Here is a 21234-nt window from a genome sequence, read left to right as displayed (position 1 = left end):
TGACCGGAGGTGAGCGTCGGATGCGCTCATCGCAGCGCGAAGCTGCAGGGAGGAATCATGCGAACAGGGATGTTGGCGCTAGCCTTGGGGCTGCTCACCTTGCGCTTTCTACCGAGCTTGCCGCCGGCTTGGCTGCTGCTGATTGCAGCGTGTGGCGGCTTCGTATTGTTGTTCTCACGGCTCTTTCCGCTGGGCTTCTTTCTGCTGGGGCTGGCCTGGGCCTGCAGTTCGGCGCAATCGGCACTGGATGATCGCCTCGATCCGCAACTCGATGGCCGCACGTTGTGGCTGGAGGGGCGAGTGGTCGGGCTTCCTGAGGTATCCGATGGCGTGGTGCGCTTCCAGTTCGAGGAGGCGTACTCCCGGCGTGCCGAGCTGCCGACAAGGATGCGCCTGGCCTGGTATGGCGGCCCCTTGGTGCAGGGTGGCGAGCGCTGGCGTGTAGCGGTCAACCTGAAGCGCCCGCACGGTTTGGTAAACCCTCAATCCTTCGATTATGAAGCCTGGCTGCTGGCCCAACGCATTGGCGCCACGGGCACGATCAAGTCGGGTGAGCGTCTATCGCCAGCGACTGGCCTGGGCAGCTGGCGCGATAGCCTGCGTCAGCATTTGCTGGCTGTGCCCGCCTTTCACAGAGAGGGTGCCATCGCCGCTCTGGTTCTGGGGGATGGATCGGGCCTGAGCGCGGGCGACTGGCGTTTGCTGCAGCACACCGGCACGGTGCACCTGATGGTCATTTCCGGGCAGCACATCGCGCTGCTGGCCGGCTTTCTCTATGGGTTGGTGGCAGTGCTGGCAAGAGTCGGCGCCTGGCCTGCGCGCTTGCCCTGGCTGCCCTGCGCCTGTGCATTGGCTTTGGGCGGGGCGCTGGTCTATGGACTGCTGGCCGGTCTCGAAGTGCCGGTGCGCAGGGCCTGCGTGATGGTCGCGCTGGTGCTGCTCTGGCGCATGCGCTTTCGGCATCTGGGCGCCTGGTGGCCGCTGTTGCTGGCATTACTCGTGGTTCTGCTGCTGGAGCCGCTGGCATCCTTGCAGCCGGGGTTCTGGCTGTCATTCTCGGCGGTGGCGATTCTCGCCCTGGTGTTCGGTGGCCGGCTCGGTGTCTGGGGTTGGTGGCGTGGGCTGACACGTGCGCAGTGGACCATGGCCATCGGCCTGCTGCCGATGATGCTGGTCCTTGGGCTGCCGGTCAGCAGCAGTGGGCCGCTGGCCAATCTGATTGCCGTGCCCTGGGTAGGGCTGGTGGTCGTGCCATTGGCGCTGCTGGGGACGCTGCTGTTGCCCGTGCCGCTGGTTGGCGAGGGGCTTTTGTGGCTGGCCGGTGGGGCGCTGTATGTGCTTTTCGAGCTGCTGGGTGTCATCGCCGATTGGCTGCCCGCCTGGCTCCCCAGCAACCTGCCACTCTGGGCATGGCTATTGGCGTTGACTGGCGCGTTGCTACTGCTGTTGCCGGCCGGAGTACCGCTGCGTCTGCCTGGCATCGCGCTGCTATTGCCCGCACTGTTCTTGCCTGCGCAGCAACTCGATGATGACCGTGCCGATGTCTGGGTACTGGACGTAGGGCAGGGGTTGGCCGTGCTGGTGCGCACCCGTGAACACAGTTTGTTGTACGACGCGGGGCCGCGCTTCGGCGATTTCGACACGGGCGAGCGCGTCGTTCTGCCTTCCTTGCGCGCAATGAATCTCAGGCGCCTCGATCTGCTGCTGCTCAGCCATGCCGACAATGACCATGCTGGTGGCGCTGTCGCGATCAAGGCTGGAATGCCGGTCGCCAGGGTCATCAGCGGCGAGCCGCTGCGTCTGGATACGACGCTTGGCGCCGAAGCCTGTGAGTCGGGGCAGAGCTGGCAGTGGAATGGTGTGACGTTCAGGCTGTGGCAGTGGGATCAGGCCAGGTCCGGCAATCAGCGTTCTTGCGTATTGCAGATCGAGGCGGCGGGCGAACGCCTGTTGTTGACCGGCGATATCGATGTTCAGGCGGAGCGTGCGCTGATACAGGCCGACTTTCCCCTGGCCTCGCGGTGGCTGTTGGCACCTCATCACGGCAGTCGAACCTCATCCAGTCAGGCCTTCATCGATGCGGTCGCGGCGCAGCATGCGCTGATCACGCGCAGCCGTCACAATGCCTTCGGTCATCCTCACCCGCAGGTCCTTGCACGCTACCAGGCTGCAGGCGTCGAAATGCATGACACCGCCTTGCGTGGTGCGCTGCATTTGCGTCTGGGCGAACAGGCTGCGCCGCGTGGGTTGCGAAGCGAGCCACGTTTCTGGCGGGAAAAATGAGAACGGCGGCGGTCGGCGGGCGTTGCACCCTATGCTAGAGTGGCGCCACTTTTTCGAGGGGGATTCTCTACCGTGTGGGAACTGGTCAAAGCTGGCGGCTGGATGATGCTGCCGATCATTCTCTGTTCCATCGCTGCTGCCGGCATCGTTGCCGAGCGCCTGTGGACCCTGCGGCCCGCCCGCGTTACGCCGGCCAATCTGTTGGCCCAGGTGTGGCGCTGGATCAAGGACAAGAAGCTCAACAACCAGAAGCTCAAGGAGCTGCGTGAGCACTCGCCTCTGGGGCAGATCCTCGCCGCGGGTCTGGCCAACTCCAAGCATGGTCGCGAGATCATGAAGGAGTGCATCGAGGAAGCCGCCGCCCGCGTCATCCATGATCTGGAACGTTACCTCAATGCCCTCGGTACCATTGCCGGCATCGCGCCGCTACTAGGCCTGCTCGGCACCGTGCTGGGCATGATCGAGATCTTCAGTTCCTTCATGGGCTCAGGCATGGCCAATGCGCCAATGCTTGCTGGCGGCATCTCCAAGGCGCTGATCACCACCGCTGCCGGCTTGATGGTGGCGATTCCGGCGCTGTTCTTCCATCGTTACCTGCAGCGCCGTGTCGATGAACTGGTGGTCGGCATGGAGCAGGAAGCGATCAAGCTGGTGGAAATGGTGCAGGGTGATCGCGACGTCGACCTGGGCGAGGGCAAGGCGTGAAATTCCGGCGCAAACCGCGGGAGAACGTCGAGATCAACCTGGCCTCGTTGATCGACGTGGTGTTCATCCTGCTGCTGTTCTTCGTGGTCACCACCACCTTCACCCGTGAAACCCAGCTCAAGGTCGACCTGCCCGAGGCGGCCAGTGGTACGCCGCCAGAGCAGACCGAACTCAAGCAGGTCGAGGTGCTGATTGGCGCCGACGGTGCTTATTCGGTTAACGGCAAGGCGCTGCTGGAAAGCAACCTGAGCAACCTGATGGCGGCGCTGCAGAAAGAATCCGATGGTGATAACAGCCTGCCGCTGATCATCAGCGCCGATGGCAAGACGCCGCACCAGTCGGTGATCACCGCCATGGACGCCGCCGGCAAGCTGGGTTTCTCGCACCTGCGCATCACCACGGTGGAAGCACAGGAAGCCCCCTGAGTGAGCGCCGCTGATCGCCTGCTCGAGGCCTGGTATCGCGGCCATCCGGCGCTGGCGCTGCTGCGCCCGCTGGAGTGGCTGTATCGCCGCGTGGTGCAGGGCAAGCGTGCGCGGTTCCTGGCTGGCGAGGGCGAAATCTATCGCGCCCCGGTGCCGGTGCTGGTGGTGGGCAACATCACCGTCGGCGGTACCGGCAAGACGCCGTTGATCCTCTTTCTCATCGAACATTGCCGGGCTCGTGGCCTCAGGGTCGGCGTGGTCAGCCGTGGCTATGGCGCCACGCCGCCGAGCCTGCCGTGGCGCGTGCGTGCCGAGCAACCGGCAGCGCAGGCGGGTGACGAGCCGCTGTTGATCGTCCAGCGCACCGGCGTAGCGCTGATGATCGACCCGGATCGTGGCCGCGCGGTGCGCGCACTGTTGGCCGAAGAATCCCTGGATCTGATCCTCTGCGACGACGGTCTGCAGCACTATCGCCTGGCGCGTGATCTGGAGCTGGTGCTGATTGATGCCGCACGTGGCCTGGGTAATCGCCGCTGCCTGCCTGCCGGGCCGCTGCGCGAGCCGGCCGAGCGCCTGGATGAGGTAGACGCCTTGCTGTTCAACGGCGCCGAAGCCGATCGTGCCGATGGCTTCGCCTTTCGCCTGCAGCCAACTGCGCTGGTCAACCTGGCCAGCGGCGAGCGCGTTGCTCTCGATCACCTGCCGCCCGGCCAGGCGTTGCATGCCGTGGCCGGTATCGGCAACCCGCAACGTTTCTTCGACACCCTCGAAGCGCTAAACTGGCGCCCGGTTCCGCACCCCTTCGCCGACCATGCCCAGTACGGTGCCGCGCAGCTCAGTTTCGAGCCGCCGCTGCCACTGTTGATGACGGAGAAGGATGCGGTGAAATGCCGGGCCTTCGCCGCCGCCGACTGGTGGTACCTGGCCGTCGACGCCGTGCCTACGCCGGCTTTCATCGACTGGCTGGATAACGAGCTGGCCCGCCTCATACCGGGGTCTTGATGACCCCATCAAGGACTGCGCCATGGACCTTAAACTGCTCGACATTCTCGCTTGCCCGATCTGCAAAGGCCCGCTGCAGCTTTCCGAAGACAAGACCGAACTGATCAGCAAGGGCGCTGGCGTGGCCTATCCGATTCGCGATGGCATTCCGGTGATGCTGGAAAGCGAAGCCCGAACCCTGAATACCGACGAGCGTCTGGACAAGTAAATGAGCGCAGCCTTCACTGTCGTCATTCCCGCCCGTTACGCCTCTACTCGCCTACCCGGCAAGCCGCTGCAGGACATCGCCGGCAAGCCCATGGTGCAGCACGTCTGGGAGCAGGCGAAGAAGAGCTCGGCCCAGCGCGTGGTCATCGCCACCGACGATGCGCGTATCGTCGAGGTCTGCCAGGCCTTCGGCGCCGAGGTGCTGCTGACCCGCGAGGATCACAACTCTGGCACCGACCGCCTGGCCGAAGTCGCCACCCAGCTTGGTTTATCGGCCGATGCCATCGTGGTCAACGTGCAAGGTGATGAGCCGCTGATCCCGCCGGTGATCATTGATCAGGTGGCGGCTAACCTGGCGGCCAACCCGCAGGCCGGTATCGCCACGCTGGCCGAGCCCATCGAGGACGTTGCTGCGCTGTTCAACCCCAATGTGGTCAAGGTGGTCGCCGACAAGAATGGCCTGGCCCTGACCTTCAGCCGTGCGCCGCTGGCCTGGGCGCGCGACGCCTTCGCCAAGAGCCGCGATGTACTGCCGCAAGGCGTGCCATACCGTCGTCACATTGGCATCTATGCCTACCGCGCCGGCTTCCTGCATGACTTCGTCGCCTGGGGCCCGTGCTGGCTGGAAGACACCGAGTGCCTGGAGCAATTGCGCGCGCTGTACAACGGCGTACGCATCCATGTCGCCGATGCCCTCGAAGCACCGGCTGCCGGCGTGGACACTGCCGAAGACCTGGAGCGGGTGCGCCACCTGCTGGGGGCCTGATGAAGGTTTTGTTCGTCTGTCTGGGCAACATCTGCCGCTCACCCACGGCCGAAGGCGTGTTTCGCCACAAGCTGCGCGCAGCCGGCCTGGAAAATCAGGTGCAGGTGGACTCAGCCGGTACCGGCGACTGGCACGTCGGCAAGGCGCCGGATAGCCGTACGCGCCAAGCGGCTTTGCGCCGAGGCTATGACCTGTCGGCGCAGCGCGCGCGTCAGGTCGAGGCTGCTGACTTCCAGCGCTTCGACCTGATCCTGGCCATGGATCAGAGCAATCTGCGCAACCTCAAGGCACTGCGCCCAGCGGATGCCCGCGCCGATCTCGACCTCTATCTGCGCCGCTATGAGCTGACGCTGGACGAAGTGCCTGATCCTTACTACGGCGGTGAGGACGGCTTCGAGCAGGTGCTGGATCTGATCGAACAGGCCAGCGATGCGTTGCTGGTAGAAATCAAGGGGCGCCTGTGAGCCTGAATCTGCAGAGTGACGTTTCGCTCAAGGCCTTCAACAGCTTTGGCGTGGATGTGCGGGCACGGCTGTTCGCCGAGGCGCATGACGATGAGGATGCACGCGAGGCGCTGAGCCTGGCGGCGCAGCGTAATGTACCGCTGCTGGTGATCGGCGGTGGCAGCAACCTGCTGCTGACCCGCGATGTCGAGGCGCTGGTGCTGCGCATGGCCAGTCGTGGCATTCGTATCCTCAGCGAGGATGGCGAGCAGGTGCTGGTGGAGGCCGAAGCCGGCGAGCCCTGGCATCCCTTCGTGCAGTGGAGTCTGGCGCAAGGCCTCAATGGCCTGGAAAACCTCAGCCTGATTCCCGGTACTGTAGGCGCTGCGCCGATGCAGAACATCGGTGCCTACGGCGTGGAGATCAAGGATCTGTTCGCTGGCCTGACTGCGCTGGATCGGCAGACCGGTGAGCTGCGCGACTTCACTACAGAAGAGTGTGCGTTCGCCTATCGCGACAGCTTGTTCAAGCGTGAAGTCGGGCGCTGGCTCATCTTGCGTGTGCGTTTTCGGCTGAGCCGCCTGGCTTCGTTGCGCCTGGATTATGGCCCGGTGCGTCAGCGTCTCGTGGAAATGGGTATCGAAGTACCGACCGCGACCGATGTCAGCCAGGCGATCTGCGCCATTCGCAGCGAAAAACTGCCGAACCCTGTCGAGTTGGGTAATGCCGGCAGCTTCTTCAAGAACCCGGTGGTGCCGTTCGGGCTGGCCGAGCGTATCCGCGCCGAGCATGCCGATCTGGTTAGCTATCCCGCGGGCGATGGTCTGTCCAAGCTGGCAGCCGGCTGGCTGATCGAGCGGGCAGGGTGGAAGGGCTTTCGTGAGGGCGATGCCGGTGTGCATCGTTTGCAGGCGCTGGTGCTGGTCAACTACGGCCAGGCGACGGGGACGCAGCTGCTGCAGCTGGCGCAGCGTATCCAGGCCGATATCCGCGCGCGTTTTGGTGTGGAACTGGAAATCGAACCGAACGTGCTCTGATCTGTAGCGGGGCGTGATCCGGCGACTGCCGCTCCCGGATTGCATCCGGGCTACCAGTGATGGACATGAAAAAGGGGATGCCTAGGCATCCCCTTTTTAGTGACCGTTGAAGGATCAAGCCTGAGGCTTGACCTCATCCTTATCGGCTTGCGTTTCTTCTTCCTGCTGCGCTTGCTCTACCGCTTCGCTCACGTTTTGCTCGCTGACGATAGGAGTGGCTTCGGCTTCGGCTTCGGCGACTGGCTCGAGCGCAGGAGCGGCTTCGACTACAGTGGCTTCTGCCGGGGTGCTTGCTTCAGCGGCCGGAGCAGCTTCGACTACTGGGGTAGCTTCTACAGCAGGTGCGGCAGCGGCGGCCTGTGCAGCTTCGCGCGCCAGGCGCTCGGCTTCACGCTGACGACGACGCACTTCACGCGGGTCGTTCGGGGCGCGGCCGGTGGCATTGGCTGGAACCGGTGCTGGAGCTGGAGCGGCTTCCTCGACTGGAGCCGCAACGGCCTCCTGAGCGACTTCTGCGGCTGGCTTTGCTTGTACGGCTGGCTCAGCGATCTGTACTTCAGCGGCAGCAGGCGCTTCGATGGCAGTGACAGGCTCTGCCTCGACCGCGGCTTCCACGACCGGAGCGGCTTCGACCACTTCACTCACGGTAGCCTCGGCTTGCGCCTCGACCGGTTGAGCGGCAGGTGCTTCTTCAGTCTGAACTGCAGGTGCTTCGGCGGCCGGGGCTTCGCTGACTGTAGTTTCGCTGGCAACGGTTTCGCTGCTGTCGACGCTTTCTGCAACCACGGCGGCAGCAGTGGCTACGGCAGCAGTGGCGGCGGCTTGAGCTTCGTTACCTGCGGCTTCGCTGTTTTCGGCGCTTTCGATCAGGTTGCCATCAGCATCACGCTGACGCTCGCGACGGTTGCTGCGACGACGCTGACCGCGGGAGCGGCGGCGCGGACGGTCGCCATCGTTGTTGTCCTGCTCATCGTCCTGCAGTTGCTCTTCGTTCAGCAGCACTTCGTCCTGCACGGCCTCGGCCTGCTCGGCGCGCGGCTGACGCTCTTCACGCGGCGGACGCTGACGCTCCTGGCGCTCGCCACGTGGCTGGCGCTCGGCGCGTTCTTCACGTTGCTCGCTGCCAGCGGCATCGATCGGCTCGCGCAGTTCGCGTACGCGCTCTTCACGCGGTGCACGCTCTTCGCGCGGCTTGCGCTCACGACGGTTTTCCTGGCCTTCACGCGGCTCGCGTGGGGCGCGTTCTTCACGCGGTGCACGCTCTTCGCGAGGCTGGCGCTCTTCACGTGGCTCGCGAGCCTGACGCTCTTCACGCGGGGCACGTTCTTCGCGCGGCTTGCGTTCTTCGTCGCGACGACCGCCACGATTGCGGCTCTGCTGACGACCATTGCGGCGCTCTTCGCGCGGCGGACGCTCGCTGCTCTTCTTCTCGACGACTGCTGGCTTGGCTTCTTCTTCCTTACCGGCGAACAGGCTGACCAGCGACTTGACCAGGCCTTTGAACAGGCTCGGCTCAGGCGCCTTGGTCGGTGCCAGCGGTTCGGCTTGCGGCTCGGCAGTTACCGGAGCGCTGCTACGCGGTGCGGCCTTGATCGCGGCTTCCTGGCGAACCAGGGTGCGGGTGGCGGCGGCTGGATGAGCTACCGCTTCTTCGGTTTCCGCAGTGGCGGCGATTTCGTAGCTAGTTTGGCCACTCAGTGCTTCCGGGCTGTCGTCGCGCAGGCGTTGCACTTCGAAATGCGGCGTTTCCAGGTGATCGTTCGGCAGAATCACGATGCGTGCACGGGTGCGCAGTTCGATCTTGGTGATCGAGTTGCGCTTCTCGTTGAGCAGGAAGGCGGCGACCGGGATTGGTACCTGGGCGCGAACTTCTGCGGTGCGATCCTTCAGCGCTTCTTCTTCGATCAGGCGCAGGATGGCCAGCGACAGGGATTCGACGTCACGGATGATGCCTTGGCCGTTGCAACGCGGGCAGACGATGCCGCTGGTTTCACCCAGGGACGGACGCAGACGCTGACGGGACATTTCCAGCAGACCGAAGCGCGAGATGCGGCCGACTTGAACGCGGGCGCGGTCGGCTTCCAGGGCTTCACGCACCTTCTCTTCAACGGCGCGCTGGTTCTTGGCCGGGGTCATGTCGATGAAGTCGATGACGATCAGACCGCCGATGTCGCGCAGACGCAGCTGGCGGGCGATTTCTTCGGCCGCTTCCAGATTGGTTTGCAGGGCGGTTTCCTCGATGTCGCTGCCTTTGGTGGCGCGCGCCGAGTTGATGTCGATGGAAACCAGGGCTTCGGTCGGGTCGATGACGATGGACCCGCCGGACGGCAGCTTCACTTCACGCTGGAAGGCGGTTTCGATCTGGCTTTCGATCTGGAAGCGGTTGAACAGCGGCACGCTGTCTTCGTACAGCTTGATCTTGCTGGCGTACTGCGGCATCACCTGCTGGATGAAGGACAGGGCTTCTTCCTGGGCTTCGACGCTGTCGACCAGGACTTCGCCGATGTCTTGGCGCAGGTAGTCACGGATGGCGCGGATGATGACGTTGGATTCCTGATAGATCAGGAACGGGGCAGGGCGGCTGGTGGAGGCTTCCTTGATGGCGCTCCACAGTTGCAGCAGGTAATCGAGGTCCCACTGCATTTCTTCGCTGGAGCGGCCCAGGCCGGCGGTGCGCACGATCAGGCCCATATCGGCCGGCGCGTTGAGACCGTTCAGCGCTTCGCGCAGTTCGTTGCGCTCTTCGCCTTCGATGCGGCGGGAGATGCCGCCAGCACGCGGATTGTTCGGCATCAGCACCAGGTAACGACCGGCCAGGCTGATGAAAGTGGTCAGGGCTGCGCCCTTGTTGCCGCGTTCTTCTTTCTCGACCTGGACGATGACTTCCTGGCCTTCCTTGAGCACGTCCTTGATGTTGACGCGGCCTTCAGGGGCTTTGGAGAAATATTCGCGGGAGATTTCTTTGAGGGGGAGGAAACCGTGGCGTTCTGAGCCGAAATCGACGAAAGCGGCTTCAAGGCTGGGTTCAACGCGGGTGATGCGGCCTTTGTAGATATTGGCCTTTTTCTGTTCGCGGGCGCCGGACTCGATGTCCAGGTCGTAGAGTTTTTGGCCATCTACCAAGGCGACACGCAACTCTTCGGGCTGAGTTGCGTTAATTAGCATTCTTTTCATGTGGTACCAATGGGTTCCGGGCTAGCGGAAGCCACGTTAGGCACACACGACTCTCAGGGTCGGTGTCAGGCGCGTCAGAAACGGTCGTAAATCGTTCCACTGTCTAGCGACGGTCAGCCATATCAGGCTGCGGTCGCGACGGACGTCTCCTGCTTGCTGTGGTGACAGAAAGCACTCAGTCAGGAAGAGGAATCAACTGGCGGTAGCGGACGAGATAAGGCGTCTTTGATCAAGCGATATGCTACGCAGTTCGACAGTTGTACATCTCCACCCTACACGTATCGCTGAAAATCGGGTGCCGCGCGCGGATTCCGCAGCGGTTATCAGTTACCGCGACCGCCCGACGGGCGAATCGCGCATCATACTCAAGGCTTTATTTCCGAAGTCTTCGTGGCCTGTTGCGGCTTTCTAACCTGAAGAATCCGTCGGACGGCCTCACGTCCAAATACGTTTGCGCGGGCTAGGGATGGCAAATTTGGCATTCATCCGCAAGCCAGGCCGCTTTTGGCGGCGTTCGCGACTATAGCAGCAATGATTAAGTGCTTCAATTCCATAAAAAATTGTTATGATTGCGCGATGACTACTCCTGCCTCTCCAACCTCCGGCGTTCAGCTGATCGAGGTTGCACCGGAACTCGCCGGCCAACGCATCGACAACTTCCTCAGGACACAGCTCAAGGGCGTGCCCAAGACCCTGATTTACCGCATTTTGCGCAAGGGTGAGGTGCGGGTTAACAAGGGTCGGATCAAACCCGAGTACAAGCTCCAGGCTGGTGATATCGTGCGCGTGCCGCCGCTGCGTCTGGCCGAGCGCGATGAGCCCGAGCCGCTGGCGCAGGGGTTGCTGCAGCGCCTCGAAGCCGCCATCGTTTACGAGGACAAGGCGCTGATCGTTCTGAACAAGCCGGCGGGCATCGCCGTACATGGTGGCAGTGGCTTGAATTACGGTGTGATCGAAGCGTTTCGCCAGTTACGTCCCGATGCCAAGGATCTGGAGCTGGTGCACCGCCTTGATCGCGATACGTCCGGCCTGCTAATGATCGCCAAGAAGCGCAGCATGCTGCGCCACCTGCACGAAGCGCTGCGCGGCGATGGTGTGGATAAGCGCTATATGGCGTTGGTGCGCGGCCATTGGGCGACTGCCAAGAAGCAGGTCGCCGCGCCGCTACTGAAAAGCAACCTGCGTTCCGGCGAGCGTATGGTCGAGGTGAATCCCGAGGGTAAGGAGGCGCTCACGGTATTTCGTGTACTGCGCCGTTTCGGTGAGTTCGCCACGCTGGTCGAGGCCAGGCCGATCACTGGTCGTACCCACCAGATTCGTGTGCACGCCCAATATGCAGGTCATGGTATCGCCGGCGACAGTAAATACGGTGACGACGACTTTTCCCGCGAGATTCGCGAACTGGGTGGCAAGCGTCTGTTCCTGCATGCCTACGAGTTGCATGTGCCGCTGCCCGATGGTGGGGTGCTGAAGCTCGAGGCGCCGGTGGATGAGGTGTGGGCCAGGACTCTGGAGCGTTTGAGTGCCTGACTATCAGCTGCTGATCTTCGATTGGGATGGCACGCTGGTCGATTCCATCGGTCGCATCGTCGAGGCCATGCACCGTGCTGCCGATGTGGCGGGCGTGCCGCGCTGCAGCGATGTCGCGGTGCGCGGCATCATCGGCTTGGAGTTGGGCGTGGCGATTCGCACGCTCTATCCGGAACTCGATGAGGCGCTGCGAATCGAAACCATCCGGCGCGCCTACAGCGAGCAGTATCTGGCGTTGGAAACCGAGCCGTCACCGTTGTTTGAGGGCGTGCGCGAGTCGCTCGAAGTCTTTCGTGAGCGGGGCTATCGTCTTGCGGTGGCGACCGGCAAGGGGCGCAAGGGGTTGCATCGGGTGTTGGCTGACAAAGGTTGGCTGGATTACTTCGATATCACCCGTTGCGCTGACGAGACGGCGAGCAAGCCTGATCCGCTGATGCTGCACGAGATTCTTGCGCATTGCCGGGTCCAGCCTGAGCGTGCGCTGATGGTGGGGGATTCGACCTTCGATCTGCTGATGGCGCGCAATGCCGGGATGGATGCAGTGGCTGTCGGTTTTGGTGCGCAGCCGCTATCGGTGCTGCGCGAGTGTTCGCCGCGTTTGGCGATCAATGAATTCAATGAGCTGCGTGCGTGGCTGGAAGTCGGTCGTGCGCAGCGTCCTGCAGAGGTGAGTGAGCATGTCGGATGAGTGGAAGTCATCGTCTTCGTCGGGCGAGGATGCCAAGAGCTGGAAACTGCTGGAAAAGGCGCTGCTGTCCAGCGTTCAGGAGCAGCGTCGTTCGCGCCGCTGGGGCATTTTTTTCAAGCTGCTGACCTTTATCTACCTGTTCGGTGCGCTGGCCCTGGTGTTGCCGGTGCTCGACCTGAAGTCGGCGTCGACTGCCGCCGAGCATACGGCGTTGATCGAAATTCGCGGCATGATCGCTGACCGCGAGGAGGCCAGTGCTGACAAGGTCGTTGGCAGTCTGCGTGCCGCCTTTGAAGATACCAATACCAAGGGTGTGATCCTGCGCATCAATAGTCCAGGTGGCAGCCCGGTGCAGTCTGGCTACATCTATGACGAGATCCGTCGTCTGCGCGGTGAATATCCGCAGACCAAGGTCTACGCCGTGATCAGTGATCTGGGGGCGTCCGGCGCCTATTACATCGCCAGCGCGGCCGATGAGATCTATGCCGACAAGGCCAGTCTGGTCGGTTCCATCGGTGTCACGGCGGCCAGTTTCGGCTTCGTCGAAACCATGCAGAAGCTCGGTGTCGAGCGCCGCGTCTACACCTCGGGTGAGCACAAGGCATTCCTCGATCCGTTCCAGCCGCAGAAGGAAGAGGAAACCCTCTTCTGGAAAACCGTGCTGGACACCACTCATCGTCAGTTCATCGACAGCGTGAAGAAGGGGCGTGGTGACCGCCTCAAGGCGGACGAGCATCCCGAGTTGTTCTCGGGGTTGGTCTGGTCCGGTGAGCAGGCGCTGCAGTTGGGGTTGGTCGATGCGTTGGGCAGTGCCAGCTATGTGGCGCGTGAGGTGATTGGCCAGAAAGAGATGGTCGACTTCACGCAGCGTGATACGCCGTTCGACCGCTTCGCCAAGCGCCTGGGGACCAGTGTCGCCGATCGCATTGCGCTGTGGATGGGCTTTCAGGGGCCGACGCTGCGCTGATGTATATAAAGAAGGCCCGCTCAGCGGGCCTTCTTCATTGTGGGTGGCTCAAGGAATTTCTACGCCTTCGTTCAGTAGCATGTCCACCAAGCGAATCAGTGGTAGGCCGATCAGGCTGGTGGCATCTTCGCCTTCGGTGCTGCGAAACAGGCTGATGCCCAGGCCTTCGGACTTGAAGCTGCCGGCGCAATCGAACGGCTTTTCGCGCTGTAGGTAGCGCAGGATGCGTTCGTTGCTCAGTGGGCGAAAGTGCACGGTGAAGGGTATGCAGTCGACCTGGCAGCTGCCGCTGCTGGTGTTGAGCAGCGCCAGGCCGGTCAGGAAGGTCACGCTACTGCCGCTGGCGGCGCGTAATTGTTGCTGGGCCCTTGGCAGGTCGTGGGGTTTGCCAAGTATCTGCCCGTCACTGAGTACGGCGACCTGATCCGAACCGATGATCAGATGGTCGGGGTGGCTGGTGGCGAGGGCGCGGGCTTTTTCTTCGGCCAGGCGTTTGACCAAGTCGATGGCTGCTTCGCTATCCTGGCGGCTTTCGTCGATGCTCGGCGACTGCCAGGTGAAGGGCAGTTGCAGGCGTTCGAGCAGCTCGCGGCGATAGGGCGAGCTGGAGGCGAGCAGCAGTGCGGGCATGTTCTCTTCCTTATTAGGCAGGTGGGAAATTCTACTGATCGCCACTGCTCGAAAACAGGCTGAATTTCCTTTGACAGCGGCAGGGTGCATCCCTAGAATGCTGCGCCTATGTTGAATGGGCCGATTCCACCTCACGTTGATCCGCGCAAGCTCGCCGACCGCGAAGCTACCCTAGAAGGGCAGCTCGAACTGGCCAGCCTGCCGCGTCTCTGCGACCCGCTTGCCGATACGGCTGGCGTTGTGCAGGCGAAGTTTCATTTCGCCCGTGACGAGCAGAAAACTGTGGTTATCCGCAGTGAGCTCGAGGTTGAGGTCAAAATGGTCTGCCAGCGTTGTCTGGAGCTGGTCGCGCTACCCATCCGCAGCGAATGTGAATACGCCGTGGTTCGGGTTGGAGCGAACACTCAGTCCTTGCCGAAGGGCTACGACGTGCTGGAAGTGGGTGAAGAGCCGCTGGAGCTGCTCGGTCTGGTCGAGGAAGAATTGCTTCTCGCCCTGCCGATCGTTCCTGCTCACGCCCCAGGTGATTGCCAGCAGCCGGACGGTCTCGATGAGCCCGAGCCGGGCGAGGACGAGGTATCGCGGTCCAACCCGTTCAGTGTATTGGCGCAGTTAAAGCGTGACCCAAACGTTTAGGAGTTAATGAATTATGGCTGTTCAGCAGAACAAAAAATCCCGTTCCGCCCGCGACATGCGTCGTTCGCACGACGCCCTCGAGGCCAGCACTCTGTCCGTAGAGAAGAGCACCGGTGAAGTTCACCTGCGCCACCACGTTTCTCCGGAAGGCGTGTACCGCGGTCGCAAAGTGATCGACAAGGGCGCTGACGAGTAATCCTTGTCCGCCTCGATCATCGCGATTGATGCAATGGGTGGGGACTTCGGTCCCCACTGCATTGTTCCGGCCTGCATTTCTGCGTTGGCCGAATTCCCCTCGCTGCACCTGACCCTCGTCGGTCAAGCTCCCCTCATCGAAGAACAGCTTGCTCGCCATTCCGGCGTCGATCGCGCTCGCCTGCAGGTTCATCATGCCTGCGAAGTGATCGCCATGGACGAGCGTCCGGCCCAGGCCTTGCGTGGCAAGCCCGATGCCTCGATGCGCGTGGCGCTGGAAATGGTGCGTCAGCGCCAGGCGCACGCCTGCGTCAGCGCCGGCAATACCGGTGCGCTGATGGCTTTGTCGCGCTATGTGCTGAAGACGCTGCCGGGCATCGACAGGCCGGCCATGGTCAGCCCGATTCCCACTGAGCGCGGTCACTGCTACTTGCTGGATTTGGGGGCCAACGTCGATTGCAGTGCCGAGCACCTCTACCAGTTCGCCATCATGGGCGCTGTGGCGGCCGAGACGCTTGGTGTGTCTCGGCCGCGGGTCGCCTTGCTCAATGTCGGCACCGAAGACATCAAGGGTAATCAGCAGGTCAAGCTGGCGGCCAATATGCTGCAGCAGGCTCAGGGGCTGAACTTCATCGGCTATATAGAGGGTGATGGGGTGTATCGCGGCGAAGCCGATGTCGTGGTGTGCGACGGTTTTGTCGGCAATATCCTGCTCAAGTCCAGCGAAGGCCTTGCCAAGATGATTACCGGAAGGGTCGAAACACTGTTCAGCGAAGGACTGTTCGCTCAGGCGATTGGTGCCTTGGCGATGCCGCTGCTGCGCCGTCTCAAGGCCGACCTGGCGCCAGCCAGGCACAATGGTGCGAGCTTCCTCGGTCTGCAGGGCATCGTGGTCAAGAGTCACGGCGCGGCCGGGCAGGAGAGCTTCCAGAGTGCCATTCGCTGTGCATTGCGCGAGGTGCAGGAGAATTTGCCGCAGCGACTGCATGGTCGACTTGAAGACTTGTTGTTGTAGACTCGTCGCCTTCGCTGGCCGGGACTCATCGCCTGGAATGTGACCGCGACACGCGGCCTGCCATCCAACTGTCAGTTTTCTGCACCGGATTCGTTCTGGTGTGGTTTTTTCGACTCAAGGGACTTTTTCATGTCTGCATCCCTCGCATTCGTCTTCCCCGGTCAGGGTTCGCAAGCCCTGGCCATGCTCGCCGATCACGGTGCCCAGCAGAAACTGGTGCTCGATACCTTCGGCGAGGCTTCCGAAGCGCTCGGCTATGACCTCTGGGCATTGACCCAGCAAGGGCCGGAAGAGCAACTGAATCAGACCGACAAGACTCAGCCGGCCATTCTCACCGCCTCCATCGCCTTGTGGCGCCTGTGGCAGGCCGAGGGCGGCGCCAAGCCGGCATTCGTCGCTGGTCATAGCCTGGGTGAATACTCCGCTCTGGTAGCTGCTGGCAGCATTGGCTTTGCCGATGCCGTGAAGCTGGTGGAGCGTCGTGGTCAGTTGATGCAGCAGGCTGTGCCGGCCGGGCAGGGCGGCATGGCCGCCATCCTCGGTCTGGAAGATGCCGATGTGCTGGCCGCATGCGCCGAGGCGGCGCAGGGCGATGTGGTCAGCGCAGTGAACTTCAATGCGCCGGGGCAGGTGGTGATCGCGGGTAGCGCTGCTGCCGTCGAGCGCGCCATCGAGGCCTGCAAGGCGCGTGGCGCCAAGCGCGCCATGGCGCTGCCGGTCAGCGTGCCGTCGCATTGTGCGCTGATGAAGCCTGCCGCCGAGCGTTTCGCCGAGTCGGTCGAGGCCCTGAATTGGCAAGCACCGCAGATTCCGCTGGTACAGAACGTCAGTGCCGCAGTGGTATCGGATCTGGGCACTCTCAAGGCCGACTTGCTGGCGCAGTTGTACAGCCCGGTGCGTTGGGTCGAGTCGATGGTGCGTCTGTCCGAGCAGGGCGTGACCGACCTAGTCGAGTGCGGTCCCGGCAAGGTGCTGAGTGGTCTGAACAAGCGCTGCGTCAAAGGCATCAACACTTACAACCTGGATACCCCCGATGCTTTCGCTGCCGCTCGTGCTGCGTTGGCTTGAGAAAGGAGAACGAACATGAGTCTGCAAGGTAAGGTCGCGCTGGTTACCGGCGCCAGCCGTGGCATCGGCCAGGCAATCGCCCTGGAACTGGGTCGTCAGGGCGCCATCGTCATCGGCACTGCCACCAGCGCCTCGGGTGCCGAGCGCATCGCTGAAACCCTCAAGGCCAATGGCGTCGAAGGCGCCGGCCTGGTGCTCGACGTGAGCAACGACGAATCGGTTGCCACTACCCTCGAACACATTCAGCAACATCTTGGTCAGCCACTGATCCTGGTCAACAACGCCGGCATCACCCGCGATAACCTGATGCTGCGCATGAAGGACGACGAGTGGCATGATGTCATCAACACCAACTTGAACAGTCTCTACCGTCTGTCCAAGGCCGTACTGCGTGGCATGACCAAAGCGCGTTTCGGGCGCATCATCAACATCGGCTCCGTCGTTGGGGCCATGGGTAATGCCGGTCAGGTCAACTACGCTGCAGCCAAAGCCGGTCTGGAGGGCTTCAGCCGCGCTCTGGCGCGTGAAGTGGGTTCGCGCGGTATCACTGTCAACTCGGTGGCCCCGGGTTTCATCGATACCGACATGACCCGTGAGCTGCCGGAAGGCCAGCGTGACGCGCTGCTGACGCAGATTCCGCTGGGTCGCCTGGGTCAGGCTGAAGAGATCGCCAAGGTCGTCGGTTTCCTGGCTTCCGATGGCGCAGGATACGTCACAGGGGCTACTATCCCGGTGAACGGCGGTATGTACATGAGCTAAAAAGGGCGCCTCCGAATGATCGGAGGCTCTCGAATGTGACGCGAGCCATCAGAAAACTGTCATAGTCGCTGTCTAAAATCCGTTATAAAGCTGCAACAGGTTTATAGACAGATCGTTGAAGTGTTCCTGGGGGCTCCCCGGCATTCAGCTTGAAATGCTAAAAACCCTTTCTATACACTTGGCCGCTACCAGCTGCCTGGATTTGTCCAATAGGAGTGAAAACAAGGTATGAGCACCATCGAAGAACGCGTCAAGAAAATCGTTGCTGAGCAACTTGGCGTCAAGGAAGAGGAAGTAACCAACAGCGCTTCCTTCGTTGAAGACCTGGGTGCCGACTCTCTTGACACCGTTGAGCTGGTGATGGCTCTCGAGGAAGAATTCGAGACCGAGATCCCGGACGAGCAAGCTGAGAAAATCACCACCGTTCAGGAAGCTATCGACTACGTGACTGCCCACGCGCAATAAGTCACCGTCAGCTTTCTGACCGAGAAAAGCCGCACTGCCCTCATCAGGCGTGCGGTTTTTCTTTACGTGCAAGGCGCATGTGGCGCCTGAGTAGAACAAGAGGAGATTGCTGTGTCGCGTAGACGCGTCGTGGTTACCGGTATGGGCATGTTGTCGCCGCTGGGTAACGATGTGCCGAGCAGCTGGCAGGGCATTTTGGCCGGGCGCAGTGGCATCGGTCTGATCGAGCATATGGACCTGTCCGCCTACTCCACCCGTTTTGGCGGATCGCTCAAAGGCTTCAACGTCGAGGAATATCTGTCCGCCAAAGAGGCGCGCAAGCTCGACCTGTTCATCCAGTACGGTCTCGCTGCCTGCTTTCAGGCCGTGCGTGATTCCGGGCTGGATATCACCGACGCCAATCGTGAGCGTATCGGTGTGGTCATGGGCTCCGGCATCGGCGGCCTGACCAATATCGAGAACAACTGCAAATCGTTGCACGAGCAGGGGCCGCGGCGTATTTCGCCGTTCTTCGTGCCTGGCTCGATCATCAATATGATTTCCGGTTTTCTGTCGATCCACCTGGGTCTGCAGGGGCCGAACTACGCCATCGCTACGGCGTGCACCACCGGTACCCACTGCATCGGCATGGCCGCGCGCAACATCGCTTATGGCGAAGCTGACGTGATGGTTGCCGGTGGTGCCGAGATGGCGGCCTGTGGTCTGGGCATGGGCGGCTTCGGTGCGGCGCGCGCGCTGTCGACTCGCAACGACGATCCGACCAAGGCCAGCCGTCCGTGGGACAAGGGCCGTGACGGCTTCGTCCTGTCCGACGGCTCCGGCGCTCTGGTGCTGGAAGAGCTGGAGCATGCCAAGGCGCGTGGTGCCACCATCTATGCTGAACTGATCGGCTTTGGTATGAGCGGCGATGCTTTCCACATGACCTCGCCACCTGAAGATGGTGCAGGTGCGGCGCGCTGCATGGCGGCTGCCCTGCGTGATGCTGGTATCAATGCCGATCAGGTGCAGTACATCAACGCCCATGGCACCTCGACGCCAGCAGGTGACAAAGCTGAAGTCGCAGCAGTGAAGAGCGTGTTCGGTGAGCATGCCTATGGCCTGTCGGTTAGCTCGACCAAGTCGATGACCGGCCACCTGCTCGGTGCCGCTGGTGCTGTGGAGGCGATCTTCAGCATCCTGGCGATCCGTGATCAGGTGGCACCGCCCACCATCAATTTGGACGAGCCTGACGAAGGTTGCGACTTGGACTTCGTGCCGCACCAGGCCAAGGCCATGCCGATCGAAATCACCCTGTCGAACTCCTTCGGTTTTGGTGGTACCAACGGCTCGCTGCTGTTCCGTCGGTTCAACGGCTGATGCTGAGCTGGGTCAACGGCGTGCCCGGCGAGCAGTTGTCGGTTCGCGACCGTGGCCTGGCTTACGGCGATGGTCTGTTCGAGACCATTGCCGTGCGTGGCGGGCACATTCCGCTGCTGACGCGGCATTTGGTGCGCCTGGCCGATGGTTGCCGGCGCCTGTCCATTCCCCTCGATCTGGTTCTCATGGAGCACGAGCTGCAGGCGTTCGCCGGGCAGCTGGGCGAGGGCGTAGCCAAACTCATCGTCACCCGTGGCGAGGGCCAGCGTGGCTATGCGCCGCCGCAGCCCTGTCAGCCGCTGCGCATCCTGCAGGCCGCGCCGTTACCGCAGTACCCTGTGGCGCATGCCGAGCAGGGCGTGTGTCTGTTTCCTTGCGAGACGCGCCTGGCCGAGCAGCCACTGCTGGCCGGGCTCAAGCACCTCAATCGCCTGGAGCAGGTGCTGGCGCGCGCTGAATGGCAGGAAGCCGAGTACGCCGAAGGGCTGATGCGCGACAGCAGTGGCCGGGTTATCGAGGGCGTGTACAGCAACCTGTTTATCGTCGTCGACGGAGGGCTGGTGACGGCCGATCTATCGCGGTGTGGCGTGGCCGGTGTGATGCGCGCAGAGATCCTGCAGCAGGCGCAGTTGCTCGGGCTGCCTGTCGAGTTACGCGATATTTCCTTCGACGAACTGCTGAGCGCCGACGAAGTCTTTCTTTGCAACAGCCTTTACGGCATCTGGCCTGTGCGGGCGCTGCAAGAGCGACACTGGTCGGTCGGGCCGCTCACCCGTAAACTGCAGGCCATCGTCTGCGACCTACTGAGTAAATAACTGGTGCTACGCAAGATCTTGGTGCTGCTTGAATGCGGCGTGTTGCTGGCTGCGCTGCTGGTGGTCGGTGCCGCCTGGCAGCAGCAGAGGGCACTCGAGCAGCCTCTGCATCTGAATGGAGAAATGCTCCTGGAGGTGCCGTCCGGCGCCACGCCGAGCGGCATGCTCAATCGTCTGGAGACGGAGGGCGTGATCGACAACGCCTTCTGGTTGCGTCTTTACTGGCGTTTCAACCTGCGTGCTCCGGCCATGCACAGCGGCGAGTATCGCTTGCTGCCGCAACAGACGGCGCGAGACATGCTCGGCCTGTGGCAGCGTGGTGAGGTGGTGCAGTACAGCCTGACCCTGGTCGAGGGCTGGAACTTCCGTCAGGTGCGCGCGGCCCTGGGGCGTCAGGAGCGCCTGGAGCAGCGTCTGGCTGACCTCAGCGATGTTCAGTTGATGGAGCGCCTGGGCCTTGCTGGGCAGAACCCGGAAGGGCGCTTTTTCCCCGATACCTATCGCTACGTACGCGGCATGAGCGACGAAGACCTGCTCAAGCAGGCCAACGCGCGCCTTGAAAGCGTACTGGATGAAGAGTGGCAGCAGCGTGCCGAGGGCTTGCCTTATCGCGAACCCTACGACGCGCTGATCATGGCCTCGATGATCGAGAAGGAAACCGGTGTGCCCGAGGAGCGCGGCGAGATCGCCGGTGTGTTCGTCCGGCGTCTGCGCATGGGCATGCGCCTGCAGACCGACCCGACCGTGATCTACGGCATGGGCGAGCGCTACAACGGCCGCATCACCCGCGCCGACCTGCGTACGCCGACGCCCTACAACACCTATACCATCGACGGCATGCCGCCGACGCCGATTGCCATGGTCGGCCGCGAGGCGATCAATGCCGCGCTCAACCCGCTTGATGGCACCACCTTGTATTTCGTCGCGCGAGGTGACGGTAGCCACGTGTTTTCCAACACTCTGGCCGAGCACAATCGCGCCGTGCGCGAATACCAGCTCAAGCGTCGCGCCGACTACCGCTCCAGCCCCGCGCCACGTGCGGCGGCCGAAACTGAATAAGGGCAATCC

General features: G+C 62.4%; 22 protein-coding genes. 20 read left to right on the top strand and 2 right to left on the bottom strand.

The annotated features are described in order from the left end of the window. The first annotated feature begins 69 nt into the window (after positions 1-69). The 8 genes from BM059_RS20225 (at position 70) to murB (ending at position 6868) form a co-directional block, all read left to right on the top strand. Positions 70-2283 (top strand): DNA internalization-related competence protein ComEC/Rec2, encoded by a 2214-nt coding sequence (locus tag BM059_RS20225; RefSeq protein WP_074941111.1) that lies wholly within the window; start codon positions 70-72, stop codon positions 2281-2283. Positions 2284-2355: 72 nt separating this feature from the next. Further along, positions 2356-2988 (top strand): MotA/TolQ/ExbB proton channel family protein, encoded by a 633-nt coding sequence (locus BM059_RS20220; protein ID WP_037000321.1) that lies wholly within the window; start codon positions 2356-2358, stop codon positions 2986-2988. Then, entirely contained in the window at positions 2985-3413 is a 429-nt protein-coding gene (locus BM059_RS20215) for an ExbD/TolR family protein (RefSeq protein WP_074941110.1), read from the top strand. The genes BM059_RS20220 and BM059_RS20215 overlap by 4 nt, the downstream gene beginning before the upstream one ends. Next, a complete protein-coding gene (gene lpxK / locus BM059_RS20210) occupies positions 3414-4415 on the top strand; it encodes a tetraacyldisaccharide 4'-kinase (protein ID WP_074941109.1) in 1002 nt (333 codons plus the stop codon). It begins immediately after the preceding gene. A 22-nt stretch (positions 4416-4437) separates the two neighbouring features. Continuing rightward, the gene (locus BM059_RS20205) at positions 4438-4623 is read left to right on the top strand and encodes a Trm112 family protein (protein ID WP_013714804.1); all 186 of its coding nucleotides are present in this window, start codon (positions 4438-4440) and stop codon (positions 4621-4623) included. Further along, positions 4624-5388 (top strand): 3-deoxy-manno-octulosonate cytidylyltransferase, encoded by a 765-nt coding sequence (gene kdsB, locus BM059_RS20200; RefSeq protein WP_037000317.1) that lies wholly within the window; start codon positions 4624-4626, stop codon positions 5386-5388. It begins immediately after the preceding gene. Beyond that, positions 5388-5852, top strand: a complete 465-nt coding sequence (locus tag BM059_RS20195; RefSeq protein ID WP_037000316.1) for a low molecular weight protein-tyrosine-phosphatase — start codon at positions 5388-5390, stop codon at positions 5850-5852. The genes kdsB and BM059_RS20195 overlap by 1 nt, the downstream gene beginning before the upstream one ends. Further along, positions 5849-6868, top strand: a complete 1020-nt coding sequence (murB, locus tag BM059_RS20190) for a UDP-N-acetylmuramate dehydrogenase (RefSeq protein ID WP_074941108.1) — start codon at positions 5849-5851, stop codon at positions 6866-6868. The genes BM059_RS20195 and murB overlap by 4 nt, the downstream gene beginning before the upstream one ends. A gap of 114 nt (positions 6869-6982) precedes the next feature. Here murB and rne read toward each other — a convergent pair whose 3' ends face one another. After that, positions 6983-10042 carry a ribonuclease E gene (gene rne, locus BM059_RS20185; RefSeq protein WP_074941107.1) on the bottom strand — a complete coding sequence of 1020 codons (3060 nt, stop codon included), beginning with the start codon at positions 10040-10042 and terminating at the stop codon, positions 6983-6985. Positions 10043-10618: 576 nt separating this feature from the next. On the opposite strand from rne, the gene rluC reads away from it, so the two are divergent. From rluC to sppA, 3 genes are read left to right on the top strand one after another with little or no spacing between them, the layout of a single operon-like run. Next, positions 10619-11572, top strand: coding sequence for a 23S rRNA pseudouridine(955/2504/2580) synthase RluC (rluC, locus tag BM059_RS20180; RefSeq protein ID WP_037000312.1), 954 nt, complete (start codon positions 10619-10621; stop codon positions 11570-11572). Beyond that, positions 11565-12260: an HAD-IA family hydrolase gene (locus BM059_RS20175; RefSeq protein WP_037000310.1), complete on the top strand. Its 696-nt coding sequence runs from the start codon at positions 11565-11567 to the stop codon at positions 12258-12260. Before rluC ends, BM059_RS20175 begins: the two co-directional genes overlap by 8 nt. After that, on the top strand, positions 12250-13227 hold the full coding sequence (sppA, locus tag BM059_RS20170; protein ID WP_074941106.1) for a signal peptide peptidase SppA: 978 nt from the start codon (positions 12250-12252) through the stop codon (positions 13225-13227). Before BM059_RS20175 ends, sppA begins: the two co-directional genes overlap by 11 nt. Positions 13228-13275: 48 nt before the next feature. On the opposite strand, the gene BM059_RS20165 is transcribed toward sppA, so the two are convergent. Continuing rightward, positions 13276-13857, bottom strand: coding sequence for a Maf family protein (locus BM059_RS20165; RefSeq protein ID WP_074941105.1), 582 nt, complete (start codon positions 13855-13857; stop codon positions 13276-13278). A 108-nt stretch (positions 13858-13965) separates the two neighbouring features. Here BM059_RS20165 and BM059_RS20160 point away from each other — a divergent pair, with 108 nt between their 5' ends. The 9 genes from BM059_RS20160 (at position 13966) to mltG (ending at position 21225) form a co-directional block, all read left to right on the top strand. After that, positions 13966-14493: a YceD family protein gene (locus BM059_RS20160; protein ID WP_037000303.1), complete on the top strand. Its 528-nt coding sequence runs from the start codon at positions 13966-13968 to the stop codon at positions 14491-14493. Between the two features lie 13 nt (positions 14494-14506). Beyond that, a complete protein-coding gene (rpmF, locus tag BM059_RS20155) occupies positions 14507-14689 on the top strand; it encodes a 50S ribosomal protein L32 (protein ID WP_003245185.1) in 183 nt (60 codons plus the stop codon). A 3-nt stretch (positions 14690-14692) separates the two neighbouring features. Continuing rightward, positions 14693-15703: a phosphate acyltransferase PlsX gene (gene plsX, locus BM059_RS20150; protein WP_074941104.1), complete on the top strand. Its 1011-nt coding sequence runs from the start codon at positions 14693-14695 to the stop codon at positions 15701-15703. Between the two features lie 129 nt (positions 15704-15832). Continuing rightward, positions 15833-16771: an ACP S-malonyltransferase gene (gene fabD / locus BM059_RS20145; protein ID WP_074941103.1), complete on the top strand. Its 939-nt coding sequence runs from the start codon at positions 15833-15835 to the stop codon at positions 16769-16771. A 15-nt stretch (positions 16772-16786) separates the two neighbouring features. Then, entirely contained in the window at positions 16787-17530 is a 744-nt protein-coding gene (gene fabG, locus BM059_RS20140) for a 3-oxoacyl-ACP reductase FabG (protein WP_003245179.1), read from the top strand. Positions 17531-17758: 228 nt separating this feature from the next. Beyond that, on the top strand, positions 17759-17995 hold the full coding sequence (acpP, locus tag BM059_RS20135) for an acyl carrier protein (RefSeq protein ID WP_003245177.1): 237 nt from the start codon (positions 17759-17761) through the stop codon (positions 17993-17995). A gap of 111 nt (positions 17996-18106) precedes the next feature. Continuing rightward, on the top strand, positions 18107-19351 hold the full coding sequence (gene fabF, locus BM059_RS20130; RefSeq protein WP_074941102.1) for a beta-ketoacyl-ACP synthase II: 1245 nt from the start codon (positions 18107-18109) through the stop codon (positions 19349-19351). After that, positions 19351-20166 (top strand): aminodeoxychorismate lyase, encoded by an 816-nt coding sequence (pabC, locus tag BM059_RS20125; RefSeq protein ID WP_074941101.1) that lies wholly within the window; start codon positions 19351-19353, stop codon positions 20164-20166. Before fabF ends, pabC begins: the two co-directional genes overlap by 1 nt. Positions 20167-20169: 3 nt before the next feature. Then, entirely contained in the window at positions 20170-21225 is a 1056-nt protein-coding gene (mltG, locus tag BM059_RS20120) for an endolytic transglycosylase MltG (protein WP_074941100.1), read from the top strand. Positions 21226-21234: the final 9 nt, after the last annotated feature.

Source organism: Ectopseudomonas composti (assembly GCF_900115475.1).
GTDB lineage: Bacteria > Pseudomonadota > Gammaproteobacteria > Pseudomonadales > Pseudomonadaceae > Aquipseudomonas > Aquipseudomonas composti.
Note: the sequence above shows the minus strand (reverse complement) of the source record. Positions and strands in the feature narration are given on the sequence as shown.

Bases quoted from the DNA above. Each gene is read 5' to 3' on its own strand.
- BM059_RS20225 (WP_074941111.1), top strand. From the start codon at position 70: ATGTTGGCGCTAGCCTTGGGGCTGCTCACCTTGCGCTTTCTACCGAGC.
- BM059_RS20195 (WP_037000316.1), top strand. From the start codon at position 5,388: ATGAAGGTTTTGTTCGTCTGTCTGGGCAACATCTGCCGCTCACCCACG.
- acpP (WP_003245177.1), top strand. From the start codon at position 17,759: ATGAGCACCATCGAAGAACGCGTCAAGAAAATCGTTGCTGAGCAACTT.
- BM059_RS20205 (WP_013714804.1), top strand. From the start codon at position 4,438: ATGGACCTTAAACTGCTCGACATTCTCGCTTGCCCGATCTGCAAAGGC.
- sppA (WP_074941106.1), top strand. From the start codon at position 12,250: ATGTCGGATGAGTGGAAGTCATCGTCTTCGTCGGGCGAGGATGCCAAG.
- fabG (WP_003245179.1), top strand. From the start codon at position 16,787: ATGAGTCTGCAAGGTAAGGTCGCGCTGGTTACCGGCGCCAGCCGTGGC.
- rne (WP_074941107.1), bottom strand. From the start codon at position 10,042: ATGAAAAGAATGCTAATTAACGCAACTCAGCCCGAAGAGTTGCGTGTC.
- rpmF (WP_003245185.1), top strand. From the start codon at position 14,507: ATGGCTGTTCAGCAGAACAAAAAATCCCGTTCCGCCCGCGACATGCGT.
- kdsB (WP_037000317.1), top strand. From the start codon at position 4,624: ATGAGCGCAGCCTTCACTGTCGTCATTCCCGCCCGTTACGCCTCTACT.
- BM059_RS20160 (WP_037000303.1), top strand. From the start codon at position 13,966: ATGTTGAATGGGCCGATTCCACCTCACGTTGATCCGCGCAAGCTCGCC.
- pabC (WP_074941101.1), top strand. From the start codon at position 19,351: ATGCTGAGCTGGGTCAACGGCGTGCCCGGCGAGCAGTTGTCGGTTCGC.
- fabD (WP_074941103.1), top strand. From the start codon at position 15,833: ATGTCTGCATCCCTCGCATTCGTCTTCCCCGGTCAGGGTTCGCAAGCC.
- BM059_RS20165 (WP_074941105.1), bottom strand. From the start codon at position 13,857: ATGCCCGCACTGCTGCTCGCCTCCAGCTCGCCCTATCGCCGCGAGCTG.
- rluC (WP_037000312.1), top strand. From the start codon at position 10,619: ATGACTACTCCTGCCTCTCCAACCTCCGGCGTTCAGCTGATCGAGGTT.